Source organism: Thermolongibacillus altinsuensis (assembly GCF_004341205.1).
Classification (GTDB): domain Bacteria; phylum Bacillota; class Bacilli; order Bacillales; family Anoxybacillaceae; genus Thermolongibacillus; species Thermolongibacillus altinsuensis.
Window position 1 is genome coordinate 135,969 of sequence record NZ_SLUL01000002.1, and the last position, 22,051, is coordinate 158,019.

26 protein-coding genes are annotated in these 22,051 nt (G+C 45.7%); all 26 read left to right on the top strand.

Going from position 1 to position 22,051, the window contains the following annotated elements; genetic code table 11:
- Nucleotide 1: 1 nt before the first annotated feature.
- The 26 genes from upp to murA all read left to right on the top strand — a co-directional run bounded on the left by upp (nt 2) and on the right by murA (nt 22,049).
- Nucleotides 2-631 (top strand): uracil phosphoribosyltransferase, encoded by a 630-nt coding sequence (gene upp, locus EDD69_RS02285; RefSeq protein ID WP_132947337.1) that lies wholly within the window; start codon nt 2-4, stop codon nt 629-631.
- Nucleotides 632-641: 10 nt separating this feature from the next.
- The gene (wecB, locus tag EDD69_RS02290) at nt 642-1,784 is read left to right on the top strand and encodes a non-hydrolyzing UDP-N-acetylglucosamine 2-epimerase (RefSeq protein WP_132947338.1); all 1,143 of its coding nucleotides are present in this window, start codon (nt 642-644) and stop codon (nt 1,782-1,784) included.
- 185 nt (nt 1,785-1,969) lie between these two features.
- Entirely contained in the window at nt 1,970-2,197 is a 228-nt protein-coding gene (locus EDD69_RS02295; protein ID WP_132947339.1) for an AtpZ/AtpI family protein, read from the top strand.
- Complete coding sequence (locus EDD69_RS02300) at nt 2,194-2,574, top strand: ATP synthase subunit I (RefSeq protein ID WP_132947340.1); 381 nt, start codon at nt 2,194-2,196, stop codon at nt 2,572-2,574. Before EDD69_RS02295 ends, EDD69_RS02300 begins: the two co-directional genes overlap by 4 nt.
- Nucleotides 2,575-2,580: 6 nt before the next feature.
- Nucleotides 2,581-3,291: a F0F1 ATP synthase subunit A gene (atpB, locus tag EDD69_RS02305; protein WP_132947341.1), complete on the top strand. Its 711-nt coding sequence runs from the start codon at nt 2,581-2,583 to the stop codon at nt 3,289-3,291.
- A gap of 54 nt (nt 3,292-3,345) precedes the next feature.
- A complete protein-coding gene (gene atpE, locus EDD69_RS02310; RefSeq protein ID WP_003253662.1) occupies nt 3,346-3,558 on the top strand; it encodes a F0F1 ATP synthase subunit C in 213 nt (70 codons plus the stop codon).
- A gap of 184 nt (nt 3,559-3,742) precedes the next feature.
- Nucleotides 3,743-4,252, top strand: coding sequence for a F0F1 ATP synthase subunit B (gene atpF, locus EDD69_RS02315; protein ID WP_132947467.1), 510 nt, complete (start codon nt 3,743-3,745; stop codon nt 4,250-4,252).
- Complete coding sequence (locus tag EDD69_RS02320; protein ID WP_132947342.1) at nt 4,249-4,785, top strand: F0F1 ATP synthase subunit delta; 537 nt, start codon at nt 4,249-4,251, stop codon at nt 4,783-4,785. The genes atpF and EDD69_RS02320 overlap by 4 nt, the downstream gene beginning before the upstream one ends.
- 24 nt (nt 4,786-4,809) lie before the next feature.
- Entirely contained in the window at nt 4,810-6,318 is a 1,509-nt protein-coding gene (gene atpA / locus EDD69_RS02325; RefSeq protein WP_132947343.1) for a F0F1 ATP synthase subunit alpha, read from the top strand.
- A gap of 86 nt (nt 6,319-6,404) precedes the next feature.
- A complete protein-coding gene (locus tag EDD69_RS02330; protein WP_132947344.1) occupies nt 6,405-7,265 on the top strand; it encodes a F0F1 ATP synthase subunit gamma in 861 nt (286 codons plus the stop codon).
- A 30-nt stretch (nt 7,266-7,295) separates the two neighbouring features.
- Nucleotides 7,296-8,717, top strand: coding sequence for a F0F1 ATP synthase subunit beta (atpD, locus tag EDD69_RS02335; protein ID WP_132947345.1), 1,422 nt, complete (start codon nt 7,296-7,298; stop codon nt 8,715-8,717).
- A gap of 24 nt (nt 8,718-8,741) precedes the next feature.
- Nucleotides 8,742-9,146, top strand: a complete 405-nt coding sequence (locus EDD69_RS02340) for a F0F1 ATP synthase subunit epsilon (protein WP_132947346.1) — start codon at nt 8,742-8,744, stop codon at nt 9,144-9,146.
- Between the two features lie 174 nt (nt 9,147-9,320).
- On the top strand, nt 9,321-9,740 hold the full coding sequence (locus EDD69_RS02345) for an NADH-quinone oxidoreductase subunit A (protein ID WP_132947347.1): 420 nt from the start codon (nt 9,321-9,323) through the stop codon (nt 9,738-9,740).
- The gene (locus tag EDD69_RS02350) at nt 9,731-10,243 is read left to right on the top strand and encodes a NuoB/complex I 20 kDa subunit family protein (RefSeq protein WP_132947348.1); all 513 of its coding nucleotides are present in this window, start codon (nt 9,731-9,733) and stop codon (nt 10,241-10,243) included. The genes EDD69_RS02345 and EDD69_RS02350 overlap by 10 nt, the downstream gene beginning before the upstream one ends.
- Nucleotides 10,244-11,278 (top strand): NADH-quinone oxidoreductase subunit C, encoded by a 1,035-nt coding sequence (locus EDD69_RS02355; RefSeq protein ID WP_132947349.1) that lies wholly within the window; start codon nt 10,244-10,246, stop codon nt 11,276-11,278.
- A gap of 5 nt (nt 11,279-11,283) precedes the next feature.
- Nucleotides 11,284-12,384, top strand: a complete 1,101-nt coding sequence (locus EDD69_RS02360; protein WP_132947350.1) for an NADH-quinone oxidoreductase subunit D — start codon at nt 11,284-11,286, stop codon at nt 12,382-12,384.
- A complete protein-coding gene (nuoH, locus tag EDD69_RS02365) occupies nt 12,384-13,385 on the top strand; it encodes an NADH-quinone oxidoreductase subunit NuoH (RefSeq protein WP_132947351.1) in 1,002 nt (333 codons plus the stop codon). The genes EDD69_RS02360 and nuoH overlap by 1 nt, the downstream gene beginning before the upstream one ends.
- A 23-nt stretch (nt 13,386-13,408) precedes the next feature.
- Complete coding sequence (nuoI, locus tag EDD69_RS02370) at nt 13,409-13,828, top strand: NADH-quinone oxidoreductase subunit NuoI (RefSeq protein WP_132947352.1); 420 nt, start codon at nt 13,409-13,411, stop codon at nt 13,826-13,828.
- Nucleotides 13,825-14,337 carry an NADH-quinone oxidoreductase subunit J gene (locus tag EDD69_RS02375; protein ID WP_132947353.1) on the top strand — a complete coding sequence of 171 codons (513 nt, stop codon included), beginning with the start codon at nt 13,825-13,827 and terminating at the stop codon, nt 14,335-14,337. Before nuoI ends, EDD69_RS02375 begins: the two co-directional genes overlap by 4 nt.
- Nucleotides 14,334-14,648, top strand: a complete 315-nt coding sequence (gene nuoK, locus EDD69_RS02380; protein ID WP_132947354.1) for an NADH-quinone oxidoreductase subunit NuoK — start codon at nt 14,334-14,336, stop codon at nt 14,646-14,648. The genes EDD69_RS02375 and nuoK overlap by 4 nt, the downstream gene beginning before the upstream one ends.
- An 84-nt stretch (nt 14,649-14,732) precedes the next feature.
- On the top strand, nt 14,733-16,592 hold the full coding sequence (nuoL, locus tag EDD69_RS02385; protein ID WP_132947355.1) for an NADH-quinone oxidoreductase subunit L: 1,860 nt from the start codon (nt 14,733-14,735) through the stop codon (nt 16,590-16,592).
- Nucleotides 16,592-18,115, top strand: a complete 1,524-nt coding sequence (locus tag EDD69_RS02390; protein WP_132947356.1) for an NADH-quinone oxidoreductase subunit M — start codon at nt 16,592-16,594, stop codon at nt 18,113-18,115. The genes nuoL and EDD69_RS02390 overlap by 1 nt, the downstream gene beginning before the upstream one ends.
- A 5-nt stretch (nt 18,116-18,120) precedes the next feature.
- The gene (gene nuoN / locus EDD69_RS02395) at nt 18,121-19,629 is read left to right on the top strand and encodes an NADH-quinone oxidoreductase subunit NuoN (RefSeq protein WP_132947357.1); all 1,509 of its coding nucleotides are present in this window, start codon (nt 18,121-18,123) and stop codon (nt 19,627-19,629) included.
- A 54-nt stretch (nt 19,630-19,683) separates the two neighbouring features.
- The gene (locus EDD69_RS02400) at nt 19,684-19,914 is read left to right on the top strand and encodes a DUF1146 family protein (RefSeq protein ID WP_132947358.1); all 231 of its coding nucleotides are present in this window, start codon (nt 19,684-19,686) and stop codon (nt 19,912-19,914) included.
- Nucleotides 19,915-19,999: 85 nt separating this feature from the next.
- Nucleotides 20,000-20,716 (top strand): YwmB family TATA-box binding protein, encoded by a 717-nt coding sequence (locus EDD69_RS02405; protein WP_132947359.1) that lies wholly within the window; start codon nt 20,000-20,002, stop codon nt 20,714-20,716.
- A gap of 31 nt (nt 20,717-20,747) precedes the next feature.
- Complete coding sequence (gene murA / locus EDD69_RS02410) at nt 20,748-22,049, top strand: UDP-N-acetylglucosamine 1-carboxyvinyltransferase (RefSeq protein WP_132947360.1); 1,302 nt, start codon at nt 20,748-20,750, stop codon at nt 22,047-22,049.
- Nucleotides 22,050-22,051: the final 2 nt, after the last annotated feature.

Below are 22,051 nucleotides of genomic sequence, written 5' to 3' on the forward strand. Positions count from 1 at the left end.
TATGGGTAAGGTGTACGTGTTTGATCATCCACTTATTCAGCATAAACTTACATACATTCGCGACAAAAACACAGGGACGAAGGAATTTCGTGAGCTTGTCGAAGAAGTCGCGACATTGATGGCGTTTGAAATCACACGCGATCTTCCGCTGGTAGAAGTTGAAATTGAAACGCCTGTCAGCAGAGCAAAATCAAAAATCATCGCAGGCAAAAAGCTTGGCATCATCCCGATTTTGCGCGCAGGCATCGGCATGGTAGATGGAATTTTAAAGCTCATTCCAGCAGCAAAAGTCGGCCATATCGGCTTGTATCGCGATCCAGAAACATTAAAACCAGTTGAATATTACGTCAAATTGCCAACGGACGTTGAGGAGCGCGACTTTATTGTCGTCGACCCAATGTTAGCGACAGGGGGCTCTGCTGTTGAGGCTATCAACTCATTGAAAAAACGCGGAGCGAAAAGCATTAAATTTATGTGCCTCATCGCGGCGCCTGAAGGGGTTGAAGCGGTGCAAAAAGCGCATCCAGATGTTGATATTTACATCGCCGCTTTAGACGAGAAATTAAACGATCACGGCTATATCGTTCCAGGGCTTGGCGATGCGGGCGACCGCTTATTTGGAACAAAGTAAGGTGAGAAACATGAAAAAAATTAAAGTGATGACCATTTTCGGAACGCGTCCTGAAGCGATTAAAATGGCGCCGCTCGTGCTGGAATTGAAAAAAGATCCAGAGCAGTTTCAATCCATTGTGGCAGTGACGGCGCAACACCGGCAAATGCTTGATCAAGTGCTCGACATTTTCAATATTCAGCCCGATTATGATTTAAACATTATGAAAGAACGACAAACGCTGGTCGATGTCACGACGCGCGGGCTTGTTGGGCTTGATGAAGTCATGAAAAAAGAACGCCCAGATATCGTTCTCGTTCATGGCGACACGACGACGACTTTTGTCGCCAGCCTCGCTGCGTTTTATAACCAAATTGTCGTTGGACATGTCGAAGCAGGGTTGCGGACATGGAATAAGTATTCACCGTTTCCTGAAGAAATGAATCGACAACTGACGGGCGTATTAGCGGATTTGCATTTTGCCCCAACGACGAAAGCGGCGGAAAACTTGAAGGCGGAAAACAAACAGCCAGAATCGATTTTTATTACAGGAAATACGGCGATTGATGCGTTAAAGACGACCGTTCGTGATGAATATACGCACCCGATTCTTGAGAAAATTGGCGAAGATCGCTTAATTTTACTGACGGCTCATCGCCGTGAAAATCTTGGTGAACCGATGCGCAATATGTTTCGGGCGGTCAAACGGTTAGTCAATGAACACGATGACATTCAAGTCGTTTACCCTGTTCATTTAAATCCCGTTGTTCGTGAACTAGCGTCAGAAATATTAGGAAATGATCCGCGCATTCATTTAATCGAGCCGCTTGACGTCATCGATTTCCATAACTTTGCGGCACGCGCCTATCTGATTTTAACCGACTCAGGCGGAGTGCAAGAAGAAGCACCATCGCTCGGCGTTCCTGTCCTCGTGTTGCGCGACACGACGGAGCGTCCAGAGGGAATTGAAGCGGGAACGTTAAAGCTTGCGGGCACAGAGGAAGAAACGATTTACCGTCTAGCGAACCAGCTGTTGACAGATCAAGAAGAATACGAAAAAATGGCAAAAGCGTCTAACCCTTATGGAGACGGTTTTGCATCGAAACGAATCGTTGAGGCGATTCGCTATTACTTCAAGCAAACAGCGACGCCGCCAGCACCGTTTCAGCCATAAATCAGGGATGCGTTTGGCGTCCCTGTTTTTCCATTTAAAATTTTTGTCAATCCCTTACTTTTTTGTGGGGAAACTCATTGACACGAAGTTTTGACTATTGTATGCTTACAAAGGGACAATGATAAGGTTTTTGAAAATACGTAATAGTTCGCAAATTCTGAATTTTTAAAGTGAGGCTTTTTTATATGCGATCCAATGAGCGCCATCCGTTCCGAGCCATGGGGTTAATGACGGCCATTTCTTCCCAGCTAGTCGGCTCTGTGTTAGTGGGCATATTTGGCGGTCGTTTTCTTGACGAAAAATGGGATACCGAACCGCTTTTTTTAATTATCGGTTTGCTTGTCGGATTGGCAGCAGGCATTTATGCGATGTTGCGCCTCATTCGTTCATTTTTTTCAGGAGATGAAAAATGAAAGAGCTTCATGAGCATTTTCAACGACAAAGGAAATACATATTTTATTTGTTAGCGCTTTATGCTTTAGGATGGGGATTTACACCGTATCCTCAAGCGTTTCTAAGCCTTTTTCTCGGCACAGCAATCAGCTTTTATAATTTATGGACGATGGTGCGGAAAGTGGAACGGTTCGGGCAGGCGGTCGCGGAAGGGAAGAAGGTGCGTTCGCTCGGCATGATTTCGCGAATGGCAGCCGCAGCCTTGGCGGTTTTCGTGGCGATGGAATGGCCTCAACACTTTTCGATTGGTTTGGTTGTTTTGGGATTAATGACATCCTACATTGTCATTATAATAGATTTTCTTTTGCAAAAAATGCGTCAAGGGGAAGAGAGGTGAGTATAGGTGCATCACGAAGCTCCTTTGTATGAAATTTTCGGCCTAACATTCAACTTAGCCAACGTGTTAATGATTACGGTTACATCCGTCATCGTCTTCGTCATTGCGGTTTTAGCGACGCGCAATTTGGCGATGAAGCCGACAGGAATGCAAAACTTCCTTGAGTGGGTCATGGATTTCGTCAAAAATATCATTAAAAGCAACATGGACTGGAAGACGGGCGGACGTTTCCACGTTCTTGGAATGACGCTCATCATGTACATCTTTGTTGCCAATATGTTAGGTCTTCCATTTTCCGTTGTCATTGACGGAAAGTTATGGTGGAAGTCGCCGACAGCTGATCCGGTTGTCACGCTAACGCTGGCGACAATGGTCGTAGCACTATCCCATTATTATGGCATCAAGCTACATGGATTTGGCCATTATGCTAAAGGTTTCGTTACTCCAATGTGGTTTTTATTCCCGCTTAAAATCATTGAGGAGTTTGCCAATACGTTGACGCTTGGTCTGCGTCTTTACGGAAACATTTTTGCGGGAGAAATTTTATTGGCGTTGCTCGCTGGAAGTTTAGCGACAGGGGTCGGCGGAACCATTGCCGCGATCATTCCGACGATCGCATGGCAAGGATTCAGTATTTTCGTCGGCGCTATCCAAGCGTTTATTTTCACGATGTTAACAATGGTTTATATGGCGCACAAAGTGAGTCATGACCATTAATTTCATATAACCTTTTCATTTCTATAAAAAAAATTTTTGAAGGAGGACTTTTCAATGGGTGTATTAGCAGCTGCAATTGCAATTGGTTTAGCTGCACTTGGTGCAGGTATTGGTAACGGTTTAATCGTATCTCGTACAGTAGAGGGAATCGCACGCCAACCAGAGGCGCGCGGAATGTTGCAAACAACAATGTTTATCGGGGTAGCGTTAGTCGAAGCGATTCCGATCATCGCGGTTGTTATCGCATTCATGGTTCAAGGCCGATAAACCAAAGAGCGAGCGCTCGCTTATCGCGGGTGGCTAACTGCATATTGAAACGAAAATCGTTCAACAATGGCGAAGATCATTCCATGAGAACCTTCGCCATTCCTTTATGTTCGTGCACAAACGTTCAAGAGGTACATAGCCTTGCGAGCGATTTTTGAAGGGAGTGAAACGCGCGGTGGTAAACATGTTCGTATTGGGCGCTGCTGGACACGGATTCAACGGCGGCGATATTCTATTCCAATTAATCATGTTCTTATTGTTAATGCTGTTGCTCCGCAAGTATGCGTTTGGTCCGTTAATGGGCATCATGAAGCAACGCGAAGAGCATATTGCAAATGAAATCGAGCAAGCGGAGAAGCATCATCAAGAAGCGAAAAAGCTCGCAGAAGAGCAACGCGAATTGATGAAAAAATCCCGTCAAGAAGCGCAAGCATTAATTGAAGAAGCACGCAAGCTTGGGGAAGAGCAAAAAGAGCAAATCATTCAAGCGGCTCGCGCTGAAGCGGAGCGCTTAAAAGAAGCGGCGAAAAAAGAAATCGAACAAGAAAAAGAGCAAGCGATGGCAGCTTTGCGTCAGCAAGTGGCATCTTTATCTGTATTAATTGCATCGAAAGTCATTGAAAAAGAATTAAGCGAACAAGATCAAGCGAAGCTGATCAGTGAGTATATTCAAGAGGTAGGAGAAGGCCGATGAATAAACAAATCGTAGCAAAACGATATGCGTCGGCTCTTTTTGAAATCGCAAAAGAACAGCAGCTCCTTGATCAGTTAGAAGCAGAACTTCGCACAATCAAACAAGTTTTTGCTGAAAATGGAGAGTTCCTTTCTCTTTTAGATCATCCAAAGTTAGCGGTTGCAAAAAAGAAAGCGTTGTTAAAAGAAGTATTTGCGGATGTTTCGGTTCCGTTGCAAAATACGCTCATGTTGCTGCTTGACCGTCATCGTCTCGATATTGTGACGGAATTGGCAGACGAGTTTGTCGCATTAGCGAATGAAGCGCGCGGAGTGGCAGAAGCAACTGTTTATTCCGTTCGCCCGTTAACAGAGGATGAGAAGCAAGCCCTTTCAGAAGTGTTTGCGAAGAAAATCGGCAAAGCGACGCTTCGCCTTGAAAATATCATTGATCCAAGTTTAATCGGTGGCGTCAAACTTCGCATCGGCAATCGCATTTACGATGGCAGCGTCAGCGGAAAACTTGAGAGATTACAGCGACAATTAACTCGTTAAGATTTATAGATAGGGGTGAAATGCATGAGCATCAAAGCTGAAGAAATTAGCGCGCTGATAAAAAAGCAAATTGAGAACTATCAGTCTGAAATCGAAGTGAGCGATGTCGGTACAGTTATCCAAGTCGGTGACGGTATCGCTCGTGCTCATGGCCTCGACAACGTGATGTCTGGGGAGCTTGTTGAATTTGCCAACGGTGTGATGGGATTGGCGCTTAACCTTGAAGAAAACAACGTCGGTATCGTTATTTTAGGACCATATACAGGCATTAAAGAAGGAGACGAAGTGCGTCGTACAGGCCGCATCATGGAAGTTCCTGTCGGCGAAGCGTTGATCGGACGTGTTGTCAACCCGTTAGGTCAACCAGTTGACGGACTTGGCCCAATTGAAACGACAGAAACTCGTCCAGTCGAAAGCCCAGCTCCTGGCGTTATGGACCGTAAATCTGTTCATGAGCCACTACAAACAGGAATTAAAGCGATTGACGCGCTTGTACCAATCGGTCGTGGTCAGCGTGAGTTAATCATCGGTGACCGTCAAACAGGTAAAACGTCTGTTGCGATTGACACGATCATTAACCAAAAAGATCAAAACATGATTTGTATTTACGTAGCGATCGGTCAAAAAGAGTCAACGGTTCGTAACGTAGTAGAAACATTGCGCAAATACGGTGCGTTAGACTATACAATCGTCGTAACAGCATCTGCATCTCAACCAGCTCCATTGCTCTTCTTAGCTCCATATGCGGGCGTAGCGATGGGCGAATACTTCATGTATAAAGGAAAGCACGTCCTCGTTGTATACGATGACTTATCTAAACAAGCGGCAGCTTACCGCGAGCTTTCTCTATTGTTACGCCGTCCACCAGGCCGTGAAGCATATCCGGGTGACGTTTTCTACTTGCACTCTCGCTTACTTGAGCGTGCAGCAAAATTAAGCGATGCAAAAGGCGGCGGATCCTTAACAGCATTGCCGTTCGTTGAAACGCAAGCGGGCGACATCTCTGCTTACATTCCAACAAACGTTATTTCGATTACAGACGGACAAATTTTCTTGCAATCAGACTTATTCTTCTCTGGTGTTCGTCCGGCTATTAACGCGGGTCTTTCTGTATCACGCGTCGGTGGTGCAGCGCAAATTAAAGCGATGAAAAAAGTTGCTGGTACGCTTCGTCTCGACTTGGCAGCGTATCGCGAACTTGAAGCGTTCGCTCAATTCGGTTCTGACCTTGATAAAGCGACACAAGCAAAACTTGCGCGCGGTGCTCGCACGGTTGAAGTATTAAAACAAGGTTTGCATGAGCCGATTCCAGTCGAAAAGCAAGTGGCGATCATTTATGCGTTAACGCGCGGCTTCTTAGACGATATTCCAGTAGAAGACATTCGCCGCTTTGAAAAAGAATTCTATGCATGGTTAGACAAAAACGGTCAACATTTAATGGAACACATTCGTACAACAGGCGATCTTCCAAACGAAGAAGATTTCAACAACGCGATTAAAGAGTTTAAAAAGACGTTTGTAGTATCTGAATAATGGTTCAGGTGGCAAACGGAACAGGTGAAGCTCATCTGTTCCGTGCCTCCTTCCTAAAAGATTGAGCGCAAAAGGTGGTGAAACCTTTGGGAGCATCATTACGCGACATTAAAACGCGAATCAATACGACAAAAAAGACGAGCCAAATTACAAAGGCGATGGAAATGGTTTCGGCTTCAAAGTTAAATCGCGCCGAACATAATGCGAGATCGTTTGCGCCATACATGGAAAAAATTCAAGACGTCGTTGTGAGCGTAGCGCTTGGCAGCAATGATGCGAGCCATCCGATGCTCATCAAGCGTCCTGTGAAAAAGACAGGATATTTAGTCATTACATCGGATCGCGGCTTAGCAGGCGCTTACAACAGCAACATTCTTCGCGCCGTTTATCAAACGATTCAAGAGCGTCATCGTTCAACGGATGAATATGCGATCATTGCGATTGGCCGCGTCGGCTTAAACTTTTTTAAGCGCCGTAACATTCCGGTTGTTTTAAGCATTACCGGATTGCCTGATCAGCCATCTTTTGCTGATATTAAAGAGATTGCAAATCAGACGGTGAACATGTTCGCCGATGGAACGTTCGATGAATTGTATATGTTTTATAATCATTTCGTCAACGCGATTCAGCAAGATGTGACGAAAAAGAAATTATTGCCGCTTACCGATTTAGTGTCAGACAAAAAATTGACGATGTATGAATTTGAGCCGTCTCAAGAAGAAATTTTAGAAGTGCTATTGCCGCAATACGCAGAAAGTTTAATTTACGGAGCGTTATTAGATGCGAAAGCGAGCGAGCATGCGGCACGCATGACGGCGATGAAAAACGCGACAGATAACGCGAAAGAGCTCATTCGTACGCTTACACTTTCTTATAACCGTGCCCGTCAAGCAGCAATTACGCAAGAAATTACAGAGATTGTGGCCGGAGCGAATGCATTGCAATAATGGTCTAGTAGCAAGTTAGGAGGGAAAACGATGGCAAAAGGACGCGTTATTCAAGTGATGGGTCCTGTTGTAGACGTGAAGTTCGAGAACGGACACCTACCAGCGATTTACAACGCCCTTAAAGTTAAACATAAAGCGCGGAACGAAAAAGAAGTCGATATCGACTTAACATTAGAAGTAGCCCTTCACCTCGGTGACGATACGGTTCGTACAATTGCGATGTCTTCTACAGACGGTTTAGTTCGCGGAATGGAAGTCATCGACACAGGCGCGCCAATTTCGGTTCCTGTTGGCGAAGTGACGCTTGGACGTGTATTCAACGTATTAGGCGAACCAATCGACTTAGGTGAAGAAATTCCAGCTGATGCTCGTCGTGATTCGATCCATCGTCCAGCGCCAAAATTTGAACAACTTTCTACTCAAGTTGAAATTTTAGAAACAGGAATTAAAGTCGTTGACTTGCTTGCACCGTACATTAAAGGTGGAAAAATCGGTCTATTCGGTGGTGCGGGCGTAGGAAAAACGGTTTTAATTCAAGAATTGATTAACAACATCGCACAAGAGCACGGCGGTATTTCTGTATTCGCCGGCGTTGGTGAACGCACGCGTGAAGGTAACGACCTTTACCATGAAATGAAAGACTCTGGCGTTATTAGCAAAACAGCGATGGTATTCGGACAAATGAACGAGCCGCCTGGTGCGCGTATGCGCGTAGCGTTAACAGGATTAACAATGGCGGAATACTTCCGCGATGAACAAGGACAAGACGTATTGCTCTTCATTGACAACATCTTCCGCTTCACGCAAGCAGGTTCTGAGGTTTCAGCGTTGCTAGGACGCATGCCATCAGCGGTAGGTTATCAGCCTACACTTGCGACAGAGATGGGTCAATTGCAAGAGCGGATTACATCAACAGCGAATGGTTCGATCACATCGATCCAAGCGATTTACGTACCGGCGGACGACTATACAGACCCAGCTCCAGCGACAACGTTCGCACACTTAGACGCAACAACAAACTTAGAGCGTAAATTAGCAGAAATGGGTATTTATCCTGCGGTAGACCCGCTCGCATCAACTTCTCGTGCATTGTCACCTGAAATTGTTGGTGAAGAGCACTATCAAGTGGCACGTAAAGTTCAACAAACATTGCAACGCTACAAAGAATTGCAAGATATCATCGCAATTCTCGGTATGGATGAACTTTCTGAAGAAGATAAGTTAATCGTTCACCGCGCTCGTCGCATTCAGTTCTTCTTATCACAAAACTTCCACGTCGCTGAGCAATTTACAGGTCAACCAGGATCTTACGTACCAATCAAAGAAACGGTTCGCGGCTTTAAAGAAATTCTTGAAGGAAAATACGACCATCTTCCAGAAGAGGCTTTCCGCTTAGTTGGACGCATTGAAGAAGTCGTGGAAAAAGCGAAGAAGATGGGTGTAGAAGTTTAATAAAGGGACCTAGGAGGATTTTTGATGAAGACGATTAAAGTCAGTGTAGTAACTCCCGATGGCCCAGTGTACGAAGCGGACGTGGAAATGGTAAGCGCCAAGGCAAAAAGCGGTGAACTCGGGGTGTTACCAGGACATATCCCGATGGTGGCTCCGCTTGAAATCGGTGCGGTTCGCTTGAAAAAGGGGAACGAAACAGAGTTGATCGCTGTGAGCGGCGGCTTTCTTGAAGTCCGCCCTGATCGAGTGACGATTTTGGCACAAGCGGCAGAACGTGCTGAAGATATTGACGTTGCTCGTGCAAAAGCAGCGAAAGAGCGTGCGGAACGACGCCTGCAAGCCAAACAAGACGATATCGACTTCAAGCGCGCTGAATTGGCGTTGCGTCGAGCGATTAACCGTTTAAATGTCGCTCAACGAAAGTTTTAACGAATAACCTTAGAGGGGTTATCCCTCTAAGGTTTTTTATTTTGTGCATCATCGTATGCAGAGACCGCGCTTGTGCGAAGCGTTGCGTTTATGATTTGCTTAATTTTGGAACGGCTTTTGTCGACACGCATTGTAATAAATGTTATAATGTTATCGGTTACAAGTCGTAATAATATGACCATTTCGAAAAATTTGTATAAAGGCACAAAGGGGGCGGATGGAGCTTTGCTGAATGTTTATTTGAACAACTATCTCATCGTCTTCGTTTTTCTATGTTTAGGTGTGTTGCTTCCAGTTGTTGCGTTGACAGCAGGAAGATTTTTGCGCCCGCACGCACCAAATGCGGCAAAACAAACGACATACGAAAGTGGAATTGAACCGTTTCATGATTCGCGTGTGCAGTTCAATATCCGCTATTATATTTTCGCATTGCTGTTTGTCATTTTTGATGTGGAAACGGTCTTTTTGTATCCTTGGGCAGTAGCCTATGACAAACTGGGGGCGTTTGCGCTCATTGAGATGTTGATTTTTGTTGTGATGCTGCTCATCGGGCTTGTGTATGCGTGGAAGAAGAAGGTGTTAAAATGGATGTAAAACTGCTCAATATCCCAGATCAAGAGATGGAAGAAATGCGCCGCAATGTCTTTTTAACAACGCTTGAACAGCTAAAGGCGTGGGCGCGAAGCAATTCATTATGGCCGCTTACGTTTGGACTTGCCTGTTGCGCGATTGAAATGATGGGGGTCGGCTCTTCGCACTATGATTTAGACCGATTTGGTTCGTTTTTCCGTACATCGCCTCGTCAATCCGATGTAATGATTGTTTCGGGAACGGTTACGAAAAAGATGGCGCCGATTGTTCGTCGCTTGTACGATCAAATGCCAGAGCCAAAATGGGTCATTGCGATGGGGTCATGCGCAACCGCCGGAGGCCCTTATGTGAAATCGTATTGCGTTGTGAAAGGAGTCGATCAAATCGTTCCTGTTGATGTATATATCCCTGGCTGTCCGCCGAATCCAGCTGCGTTGATTTACGGAATTAATAAGCTGAAAGAAAAAATTCGCTATGAAGCAAAAACAGGAAAGAAGGTGCTGTAAGTGAGCGACGAAAAAGATTTACAGCAGCTGAAAAAGGAAGCAGCCGAGCGAGCCAAACAGTTGGCCAAGGAACGATTAGCGGCGAAAAAAGCAGCGGAACAAGCTGAGCAATCGCTCGAGGCCCATAATGATGAGGATGAACTTGCGCTCGCGAAGAAGAAAGCAGCCGCAGCAGCGAAGGCCAAAGCAGCGGCGTTAGCGAAGCAAAAAGCACAAGAATCAAACGGAGAGTTAAGCGAAGAGGAGCTCGCGAAGAAGAAAGCAGCCGCAGCAGCGAAGGCCAAAGCAGCGGCGTTAGCGAAGCAAAAAGCGCAAGAATCAAACGGAGAGTTAAGCGAAGAGGAGCTCGCGAAGAAGAAAGCAGCCGCAGCAGCGAAAGCCAAAGCGGCGGCGTTAGCGAAGCAAAAAGCGCAAGAATCAAACGGAGAATTAAGCGAAGAGGAGCTCGCGAAGAAGAAGGCAGCCGCGGCAGCGAAGGCCAAAGCAGCGGCATTGGCGAAAGCAAAGACGACAAAAGCAGCGGACGGAGCTGAAGAGGTCAAAGACGAAAAACCATCGCCAAATCAGCCATATCTCGATAAATACGTCAAAGTAATTGAAGAGCACTTAGGAAAAGATGTGTTAGAAAACGCTTACATCAATAAGTTGTCGAAAGATGTTCCGACGTTGGTTGCCAAAAAAGATACATACTACAAAGTTGCTCAATTCCTCAAATATAATGAGCAATTAGGATTTGATTATTTATCGGAATTGCACGGAACCGATTTTCAAACGCATATGGAAGTGTACGTTCACTTATATTCGTACAAAAACAATCAATCGGTTGCATTAAAAGTCAAGATTGACCGCGATGATCCGGTCATTGATTCGCTCGTTCCGCTTTGGCCGGGAGCGAACTGGCCAGAATGCGAAGCGTATGATTTGCTCGGCATTCGCTTCAAAGGGCATCCGAATTTAATTCGCATCTTTTTAGGGGAGAATTGGGTCGGTTATCCGCTTCGAAAAGATTATGAACCGTATGATATGGGGGTATAGCGCGCGTGCTTAGAACAGAAGAAATGCTTTTAAATGTCGGACCACAGCACCCGAGTACACACGGCGTTTTCCGCCTTGTGTTAAAAATCGATGGGGAAATCATTAAAGAAGCGACACCTGTCATTGGCTATCTTCATCGCGGGACAGAAAAAATCGCGGAAAATTTGCAGTATACGCAAATCATTCCGTATACCGACCGCATGGATTATTTATCAGCGATGACGAACAACTATGTCATCTGTCACGCGGTCGAAACGATGATGGGCATTGAAGTTCCTGAACGCGCTGAATATTTGCGCGTGTTAGCGATGGAACTTGGGAGAATTGCGAGCCACCTTGTTTGGTGGGGGACCTATTTGTTGGACATCGGAGCCGTCAGCCCGTTTTTGTATGCGTTCCGCGAACGAGAAATGATTATTAATCTATTAAATGAGCTATCAGGGGCGCGTTTAACGTTTAACTATATGCGCGTTGGCGGCGTTAAATGGGATGCGCCAGACGGCTGGATTGAAAAAGTGAAACAGTTTGTTCCATATATGCGCAAACAGTTAGAAGGGTACCACGAATTGGTGACAGGAAACGAAATTTTCCGTCAGCGCGTCATCGGCGTCGGGAAGTATACGAAAGAAGAGGCGATCGCTTATTCATTAAGCGGCGTCAATCTTCGCTGCACAGGTGTTAAATGGGATTTGCGCAAAAACGAACCGTACTCCATTTATGACCGCTTCGATTTTGACATTCCTGTGCGTGAAGAAGGCGATTGTTTTGCTCGTTATGAATGCCGTCTCGCTGAAATTGAAGAATCGCTAAAAATTATCGAGCAAGCATGTGAGCAATTTCCAAAAGACGGGGAGATTATGGCGAAAGTGCCGCGCATTATTAAAGCGCCACCGGGAGAGGCCTACGTCCGCATCGAATCGCCGCGCGGTGAGATCGGCTGTTATATCGCAAGCGATGGAAAAAAAGAGCCGTACCGCTTAAAGTTCCGTCGACCGTCTTTCTATAATCTTCAAATTCTTCCAAAGTTGCTTAAAGGAGAAAATATCGCCAATTTAATTGCCATACTTGGCGCGATTGATATCGTGCTCGGGGAGGTCGATGGATAATGATCGAACAATTATTGCATTCGCCGCCTAGCTGGACGAATGTTGCCATTTTCTTTGCGCTCGGCGTCGGTTTGCTTCTTGTCGTGTTAGGGTTCGTTACCTACGGCATTTTAGCAGAGCGAAAAGTGATGGGCTTTATGCAAGGGCGCTACGGCCCGAATCAAGTCGGAGGGCGTTGGGGGCTTTTGCAGACGGTTGCAGACGTATTAAAACTGCTGTTAAAAGAAGATACCATTCCAAAAGCTGCGGATAAACCGCTCTTCATATTAGCGCCTGTCATTGCGTTTGCTCCCGCCTTTATGGTGCTTGCGACATTGCCGTTTACCGATGCGTTGCAGTTTGCGGATATCGGCGTCGGCCTGCTTTATTACATTGCTGTATCAGGCTTGACAACGGTCGGGGTTGTGACAGGCGCATGGGCATCCAATAACAAATATGCGCTTTTAGGCGGAATGCGTGCGGCGGCGCAAATGATTTCGTATGAAATTCCGCTTGTGATGTCGGTGCTTGGGGTGATTTTGCTCACAGGCAGTCTCAATTTAAATGACATCGTTGAAGCGCAAAAAGATGTTTGGTATATTTTTGTGCAACCAATCGGTTTTCTCGTCTTTTTGATCGCGTCTGTTGCGGAATTAAATCGAACGCCGTTTGACTTGCCAGAGGCGGAATCAGAGCTTGTTGCCGGCTTTCACGTTGAGTATTCAGGGTTTCGCTGGGCGTTTTTTATGCTTGCGGAATACGTATACTTTTTTGCGATGGCTACATTGACGACCGTGCTCTTTTTAGGCGGTTGGCAGCCGGTTATGTTTCTCGACTTTATTCCGGGCGCGGTTTGGTTTGCGTTAAAATTTAGCCTTGTCGTCTTTTTGCTTATTTGGTTTCGAATTACGTTTCCGCGTTTGCGGGCTGATCAATTGATGGAATTTGGCTGGAAAGTGTTATTTCCTGTCGCTTTAGCGAACATTTTCATTACTGCGCTTGTGAAGCAACTATTTTTCTAGAACATTAAAGGTGGTGGGCAGAAATGCTCGGTTTAGTAAAGGGATTAAAATATACGCTTAAGAACTTGACGAAAGAAAAAGTAACGTATGATTACCCGAATGAACCGCTTCCGCTGCCGGATCGTTTTCGCGGCATTCAAAAGTTTTATCCCGAAAAATGCATCGTTTGCAATCAATGCGCCAATATTTGTCCGACGGACTGTATTCAGTTGACCGGGAAAAAGCATCCAGATCCGACGAAAAAAGGAAAAATTATTGATACGTACGACATTAACTTTGAAATTTGCATTTTATGCGACTTATGCACGGAAGTTTGTCCGACGGAAGCGATCGTCATGACGAATAACTTTGAGCTGGCCGCATATAGCCGCGATGAGCTATTTAAAGACTTGGCATGGCTCGATGAAAACGATACGAATGTGCGAAGGGAGAATAAGCCATGAGTGGAGAATACATTGCCTTTCTTGCTTTAGCTCTCGTCGCTCTTGCTGGCGGAATTTTTATGCTCAATTTGACGAAAGTCGTGCATATGGTCGTCGCGCTTGTTTTTACGTTTGTCAGCATTGCGGGGGTGTACGTGTTATTATCTGCCGAATTCATCGCCGCTGTTCAAGTGCTCATTTATTCGGGAGCGATTACGATCATCATGCTGTTTGGCATTATGCTCACGCGCCATCAAGACGATGGACAATCGACGGGCAGCCCGCTGCGCAAAGCGCTTGCGCTTCTGGCAACGCTCGCCTTCGGTGCCGCCGTTTATGTTGGCATTCGCCATCTCGATTTTGGAGAAGAAGCGGCCGCGCTGCATGAGAAAAATACGGAGCAAATCGGTGTCGCCTTGTATACAAACTACGTCATTCCGTTTGAATTGACATCGGTTTTATTGCTTGTCGCTTTAGTTGGCGCCATCATTTTAGCGAAAAAAGACGATAAGGAGGCGGGAGAAAAATGAGTTCTGTTCCATTATCCGCCTATCTCGTTTTAGCTCTTATGCTTTTTTGCATCGGTCTATACGGCGCATTAACGAAACGAAATACCGTCATCGTTTTGATTTGCATTGAATTGATGTTAAATGCGGTGAACATTAATTTAGTCGCTTTTAGCAAATATGGGGTCAATCCGGGGATTACGGGACAAGTGTTTGCATTATTTACGATTACGGTTGCTGCGGCAGAAGCGGCTGTCGGATTAGCGATTTTAATGGCGCTCTATCGCAATCGCAAAACGATTCATATCGATGAAGTTGATTCCATGAAGCATTAAAAGAGGGATGAAAAGCACGGTCAAAAAAGGGGTCTACATAGATCGGCAAACTGTCTGTTTAAGATAAAAGGGGATGATGAAACGATGATGGAAAATGCATGGCTCATACCGCTTTTTCCGCTTATTTCGTTTTTGCTTTTGCTCGTTGTTGGGAAGCAGCTGAAAGAACGGAGCGCTTATGTTGGCATGTTGTTGACGTTTGCCTCTTTTGTCGGCTCTCTTTTCGTTCTAAATGAGCGGTTGACGATGCCGACGTACAAAGCGGAATATGTTTGGCTGACGATCGGGACGATGAAGCTCACGGCGGGATTTGAAGTGAGTGCGCTCAATGCGCTCATGCTTCTCATCGTTTCGCTCGTAAGCTTTCTCGTACATATGTATTCAAAAGGGTATATGCATGGAGATGAGCGTTTTCCAGTTTTTTATGCGTATTTAGGGCTGTTTACGTTTGCGATGCTTGGTCTCGTTTTATCGCCAAACTTGCTGCAAACGTATATCTTCTGGGAATTGGTCGGTCTCGGTTCGTTTTTACTAATCGGTTTCTATTTCTATAAAGAGGAAGCGAAAGCAGCTGCGAAAAAGGCGTTTATTATGACGCGCATCGGCGATGTCGGCTTATTGATCGGCATGATTTTGCTGTTTTGGCAAGTCGGCAGTTTCGAATATGATGAAATTTTTACAGCGGTGGCAAACGGAGATGTTTCTTCTTCTTTGTTAACGCTGAGCGCGATTTTGATTTTCGTTGGTGCGATCGGAAAATCGGGTCAATTTCCTCTTCATACGTGGCTTCCTGATGCGATGGAAGGTCCGACGCCTGTATCGGCGCTCATTCACGCCGCGACGATGGTTGCAGCGGGCGTATATTTAGTGGCAGCTCTCTTCCCGCTTTACGAAGCGAGCGAAACAGCGATGATGACGGTGGCCATCGTTGGAGGATTTACGGCCATTTTTGCCGCATCGATCGGTCTTGTTCAAAAAGATATTAAGCGCATTTTAGCCTATTCTACCGTCAGTCAGCTCGGATATATGATGCTTGCGCTCGGTTCAGCGGGCTATGTTGCAGGTGTTTTTCACTTAATGACGCACGCCTTTTTTAAAGCGTTGCTATTCCTTGCGGCTGGAAGCGTCATTCATGCTGTTCATACACAAAATATAGAAGAAATGGGCGGTCTGTGGAGAAAAATGCAGCTAACCGCACCGCTGTTTTTAATCGGAACGTTAGCGATCAGCGGTTTTCCGCTCTTCTCTGGATTTTTCAGCAAAGATGAAATTTTAATTGCCGCATGGAATCACGGGCATGTCGGCTTGTTCATCCTTGCGGTTATTGCAGCGTTTTTCACCGCCTTTTACATGTTCCGTCTTTTCTTTCTCGTCTTTACAGGAGAAGCGCGTTTGGATGCGCACCATGTTCACGAATCGCCGAGCGTGATGACCATTCCGATGATGGTCCTTGGCGTGTTGGCGATTGGATCCGGTTATGTGCAAACACCTTGGTTCGGAGCGTTTTTAGGCGAATGGCTGACAGAAGGAACACATTGGCATGCGCATGAAGAGGGGCCGAGCTGGATTATGATCGTCGCTACGATGGTTTCTCTTCTCGGCATTTTCGTCGCATGGCTCATGTACGGAAAAAAAGCGTTGGCACGCGATTGGCTTTCTTCGCGCTTCCCGCTTTTGTACAACGTGCTGTTCAATAAATATTATGTCGATGAGTTTTACGGCAGCACCGTCGTGTATGCGACAAAAGCGGTCAGCATCCTCTGTCAATACATCGATCGCTTTTTGGTCGAAGGGATGGCAAACTTGATTGCAGCGACTGCGAGCGGAATCGGTCGCCTCGGCGCTCGTTTACAAAACGGACAAGTGCAAATGTACGGAACGGTTACGATTATTGGCTTAGCGTTACTGGTCGTCATTTTTGCGGTCACAGGGGGGTATTTATAATGAATGAACCGTACTTTTTATCGCTTTTAATTTTCTCCCCGCTTCTTGGCATTCTTGCTCTTTCGCTCATTCCGAAAGAACAAGAGAAAACAATTAAGATGATCGGCGTTTTGGCAACGTTGCCATCGCTTCTCTTAGCGCTTTTCGCTTTCGTCAAGCATCTAAATGGCTATGATCTTAGTCAGTTGACGGAGCGGCGCGAATGGATTCATTTTGGGAAATTTTCGTTCTTAAATGAAACCAATTTTACGATTGGCTATGAGCTGCATATTGATGGCTTGGCGCTTGTGATGATTTTGTTGACCACGCTGTTAGCAACATTTGCGGCGCTGGCATCTACCTCGATCACAAAAGAATGGAAAGGATATTTTATGCTTTTCCTTCTTTTAGAGATTGGGATGCTTGGGGTTTTTGCCGCTAGCAATCTCGTTTTATTTTTCATTTTCTTCGAAATCACCCTTATCCCGATGTTTTTCTTAATCGGGAAATGGGGATATTTCGAAAAAGAAAAGGCCGCTTACAGCTATTTAGTGTATAACGGCCTTGGTTCGGCGATTTTGCTTATTGTCATTGCGGTGTTATTGGCGCGGACAGGCACATCAAACGTTGCGGAGATTCACCGCATTTTTACGGATCCGGTTGCGCAAATGCAAATGGTTTCACCGATTTCCGAACAGCTTCGTTACGGCTTGTTTATTGCGCTATTGATCGCCTTTGGCGTTAAATTGCCGATCGTTCCGCTTCACCGCTGGATGTTGCGCGTTCACGTTCAAGCGCCGCCAGCCGTTGTTATGCTGCATTCAGGCGTTTTGTTAAAAATAGGTGCGTTCGGTTTGATTCGCTTTGCGCTTGGATTATTTCCCGGGCAATTTCAACAACTTTCGACGCTCATCGTCATTCTCGGTGTCGTTAATTTGTTGTACGGTGCGTTTTTAGCGTTCGTTCAAAACGATTTTAAAATGGTTCTTGCGTATTCGAGCGTGTCGCATATGGGAATTGTGTTAATCGGGCTCGGTTCGCTCAATGAAGCTGGGGTGCAAGGAGCGATTTTCCAAGCGGTTTCACACGGGTTTATTTCCGCGTTTCTCTTTTTCCTTGTCGGCGTTCTTTACGAGCGCGTTCAAACGACATCGCTCGATCGCTTAGGCGGACTTGCCAAAGTGATGCCGCTGACGGCAGGCTTTTTCCTGGCAGGAGCGATGGCCTCGCTCGGGCTTCCAGGCACGTCTGGATTTATTAGCGAATTTATGGCGTTTCTCGGCTTGTTTAAAGTCAATCCAGTCATCGCTGCTGTCGGTACGCTTGGCATTATTATGACCGCGGTCTACTTATTGCGGGCGGTGTTAAATATGACGTACGGACCAGCGAAACAAAACGATCGAGTGAGCGATTTGCGCGGAATGGAGTTTATTCCAGCCATTAGCTTATTTGCGCTTATTGTGCTAATCGGCATTTATCCAAATGTGTTAGCGGCGCCGTTACAAACAACGATTGAAACGATCATGAACGGGTTAGGGGGCTGATGAGAATGGAGATGGAAACATTATTGAAGTATGAATGGGGCGTGATGATGCCAGAGTTTATCATTCTCGGCGTCGCAACCATTCTTTCGCTCATCGACCTGTTTATGCCAAAGGATCGCAATCGGCGTCCGCTCGCTTTATTTGCGTTAACAGGTGTCGTCGTTGCGCTCGTTTCGTTGCTTAGCTTGCTTTCTGTCGATGTCACATCGATTTTAGGTGACACGTTCCGCCTCGATTCGTTTGCGAAAGCGTTTAAAGTATTGTTGTTTCTTGGCGGAGCGCTCGTGCTTCTTCTTTCGCTTCATTACGAACCGCAAGAAGGATTGTTGTATCGCGGCGAATTTTATTACTTGTTTTTAACGGCGCTTCTTGGCGCGATGATGATGGCATCAAGCGGCGATCTCATTACGCTGTTTGTCGGACTTGAACTATTGTCAATTTCTTCTTATATTCTCGTCGGCTTGCGGAAAAAGTATGCGCTCGCGAATGAATCGGCGCTCAAGTATGTCATTAGCGGTGGAATTGCGACGGCGATTACGTTGTTTGGGATGAGCTACATTTTTGGTTTTACAGGCACGACGAACATCAAAGAAATTGCCCAATATTTGAATGAGACGGTCGATCTTGGACATCAGTACGTATTGGCGCTCGCTTTCTTTCTTACGTTGATCGGGTTATCGTTCAAGTTGGCTGCCGCGCCGTTTCATATGTGGGCGCCAGATGTCTATCAAGGGGCGCCAACTCCGGTCACTGCGTTTTTAAGCGTTGTGTCCAAAACGGCAGGCTTTGTGATCGTTTTGCGCCTTCTTGTTTCGGTCTTTGCTCAAATTCCGGCAGAAGGATCGAATTCGCCATCGATGTTGCTTTCGCTCCAAGATTACATCGCGTTTTTAGCAGCGGTGACGATGATCCTCGGAAATACGATCGCGTTAAAACAGCGAAATGTCAAACGGATGCTTGCTTATTCAAGCATCGCTCATGCCGGCTATGTTCTTGTCGCTTTTGCGACGTTATCGATGTTTATGTTTGATGCGGTTTGGTTTTACTTGCTGGCGTATTTGCTTATGAACTTTGGCGCATTCGCCATTTTACAAGTTGTTTCAGCGCAAAGCCAATCTGAAGATATTCAGGTTTTTGCGGGTTTATACAAGCGGTCGCCGATGATGGCGGTAGCGATGGCGATTTTCCTGTTGTCGCTTGCGGGCATTCCGGGGACGGCAGGGTTTATTGGAAAGGTCAACATTTTTCTTGGCGCTTTTGTAACCGAACCGGCTCATTACGTGTTGGCGGCGATCATGATCGCCACAACCGTCGTTTCCTACGTGTATTACTTCGGCATTTTCGTGCAAATGTTCTTTCGCCCTGTCGAAGATAAACGAAAAATCGAATGGCCGATTGGCATCATCGTTGTTGTGGCCGTTTGTGCATTTGGCACGATTTTGTTTGGATTGTTTCCAAGCATCGCTTACGATTTTCTTGGGCAATTTGATCATTTTAGCGATTTTCTGCAATAAACGCTATAATAGAAGAGGTGTCATACCTCTTCTTTTTTGTTAGGAGGTGTTTGGATGGTCGAATTTGGACAAGAAGCGCTCATCAGCATTCTTTCTCATTTATTTTTCATTTCGTTAACGTGGTGGACGTTACAAGCGGTGCAGCTCGAGAAAATTTTTAAGCCGAACCGCATTTTTCAAGCGCGCTTGTTTTACATTTTATTAACGATTGCGCTTGGCTCCATCGTAAGCAACTTCTTTTTAGATTATTTACGCTGGTCGCGCCAATTGCCGTTTTTGTTTTAAAAAAAGACGATTGATGTCGAGTTTTTTGATGTATGTTCCCTTCTGATCTGGCAACAATAGTAGCTAAGGAGAGGAAGGGAACGGTATGAAGAAAAGATGGATTGGAATCGCTTTCATTCTTCTTTTCATGTTAAGCGCTTATCGCGCATACGAAAAAGGGGAAGCGAAAGAAGAAATAAAGAAAATGGAACAAATCATAAACGTGTTCAACAAAAACGATATTCAGATGCAGCAATGGACCGTTTATGCAAGGGAGAGCATACACACACCAGACCCTCGCACATTCATACAACAAAAAGTGAAGGAATGGTCCTCTTTTCATTGGACGTTTGAACCGCAAAAGGTGATTGGTAAACATGAAACCTCCGCATATACCGAAACGATTCAATTTATAACGGTCGACCATCGTCCACAACTCATCGTTTTGTATGAAGTAAAAGGTTCGGATTGGAATGAAAAAATTGAACGAATGATTGTAAAACAAACATCACAATTGTTTGTGAAAGAACCGACATTTTTCACTTGTGCAAAAGGGGAATTCAATGGTAAGATGAAAGGTGTTTTGTTTAAACATGTTTTGTTTGAACAAGCGGTGCGTCTTTTAGACGAGTTTGAAGCAAAACCAGTTGAGTCTTTAAATGAAGAGACATTTGTCTCCCTGTCTGCATATACTGGGCAGTGGAAGACTTCACTTGCTACTGGTAATCAACAAATGAATCTTCAACTCGCATTACGACAAGAACGATTGGGCTCACCAATGACCGTGATCGTTGGAACCCCAATCATCACGGCTGAATATTAATATAGAGAAATTGGACGCGGAGGGGAATACCTTGGAAAAAATCATCGTCCGTGGCGGAAAGCGGTTAAGCGGCACAGTGAAGGTTGAAGGTGCAAAAAATGCCGTGTTGCCCGTCATCGCCGCAACATTATTAGCAAGCGAAGGAAAAAGTGTCATTCATGATGTACCTGCGCTCTCCGATGTATATACCATTAGCGAAGTGTTACGGTGCTTAAATGCGGAAGTAACGATTGGCGAAAATCAAGTGACAGTCGATGCATCGAGAGAGTTAAACGTAGAAGCGCCTTTTGAATATGTACGTAAAATGCGTGCTTCTGTTCTTGTAATGGGACCGCTTTTAGCTCGGAAAGGCCGTGCGCGCGTGGCGTTGCCTGGCGGATGTGCGATCGGTTCTCGCCCGATTGACCAACATTTAAAAGGATTTGAAGCGATGGGCGCCACCGTCAAAATCGGGAACGGGTTTATTGATGCCGAAGTGAAAGGAAAATTGCGCGGTACGAAAATTTATTTAGATTTCCCAAGTGTCGGCGCAACGGAAAACATTATGATGGCTGCGGTTCTGGCAGAAGGAACGACCATTATTGAAAACTGCGCAAAAGAGCCAGAAATTGTCGACCTCGCAAATTTTTTAAATGCGATGGGTGCCAAAGTACGCGGTGCGGGAACGGGTACCATTCGCATTGAAGGAGTTACTAAATTATACGGCGCAGAGCATACCGTTATTCCTGATCGCATCGAAGCAGGAACATTTATGGTAGCGGCTGCGATTACAGGCGGAAACGTTCTTGTTCAAGGCGCCGTTCCTGAACATTTAACGTCGCTCATTGCGAAATTGGAAGAGATGGGCGTGACGATCATTGAGGAAGAAAATGGACTACGCGTCATCGGACCTGAAAAGTTAAAAGCAGTGGACATCAAAACAATGCCACATCCAGGATTCCCTACAGATATGCAGTCGCAAATGATGGCGCTTCTTCTCAAAGCGGAAGGAACAAGCATGGTGACCGAAACCGTTTTTGAAAATCGCTTTATGCACGTCGAAGAATTTCGACGCATGAATGGCGATATTAAAATTGAAGGGCGTTCGGTCATTATTAACGGACCTTGCAAATTGCAAGGAGCAGAAGTGACGGCGACGGATTTGCGGGCAGCGGCAGCGCTTATTTTGGCAGGATTAGCTGCAGAAGGATATACGCGCGTCACTGAACTAAAACATTTAGATCGCGGTTATGTTCGCTTCCACGAAAAATTAGCGGCGCTTGGCGCGGATATTGAGCGCGTCAACGACGAAGCGGAAGTCGTCATGCCGCAAGTGACCGATGTCAACTTATAACA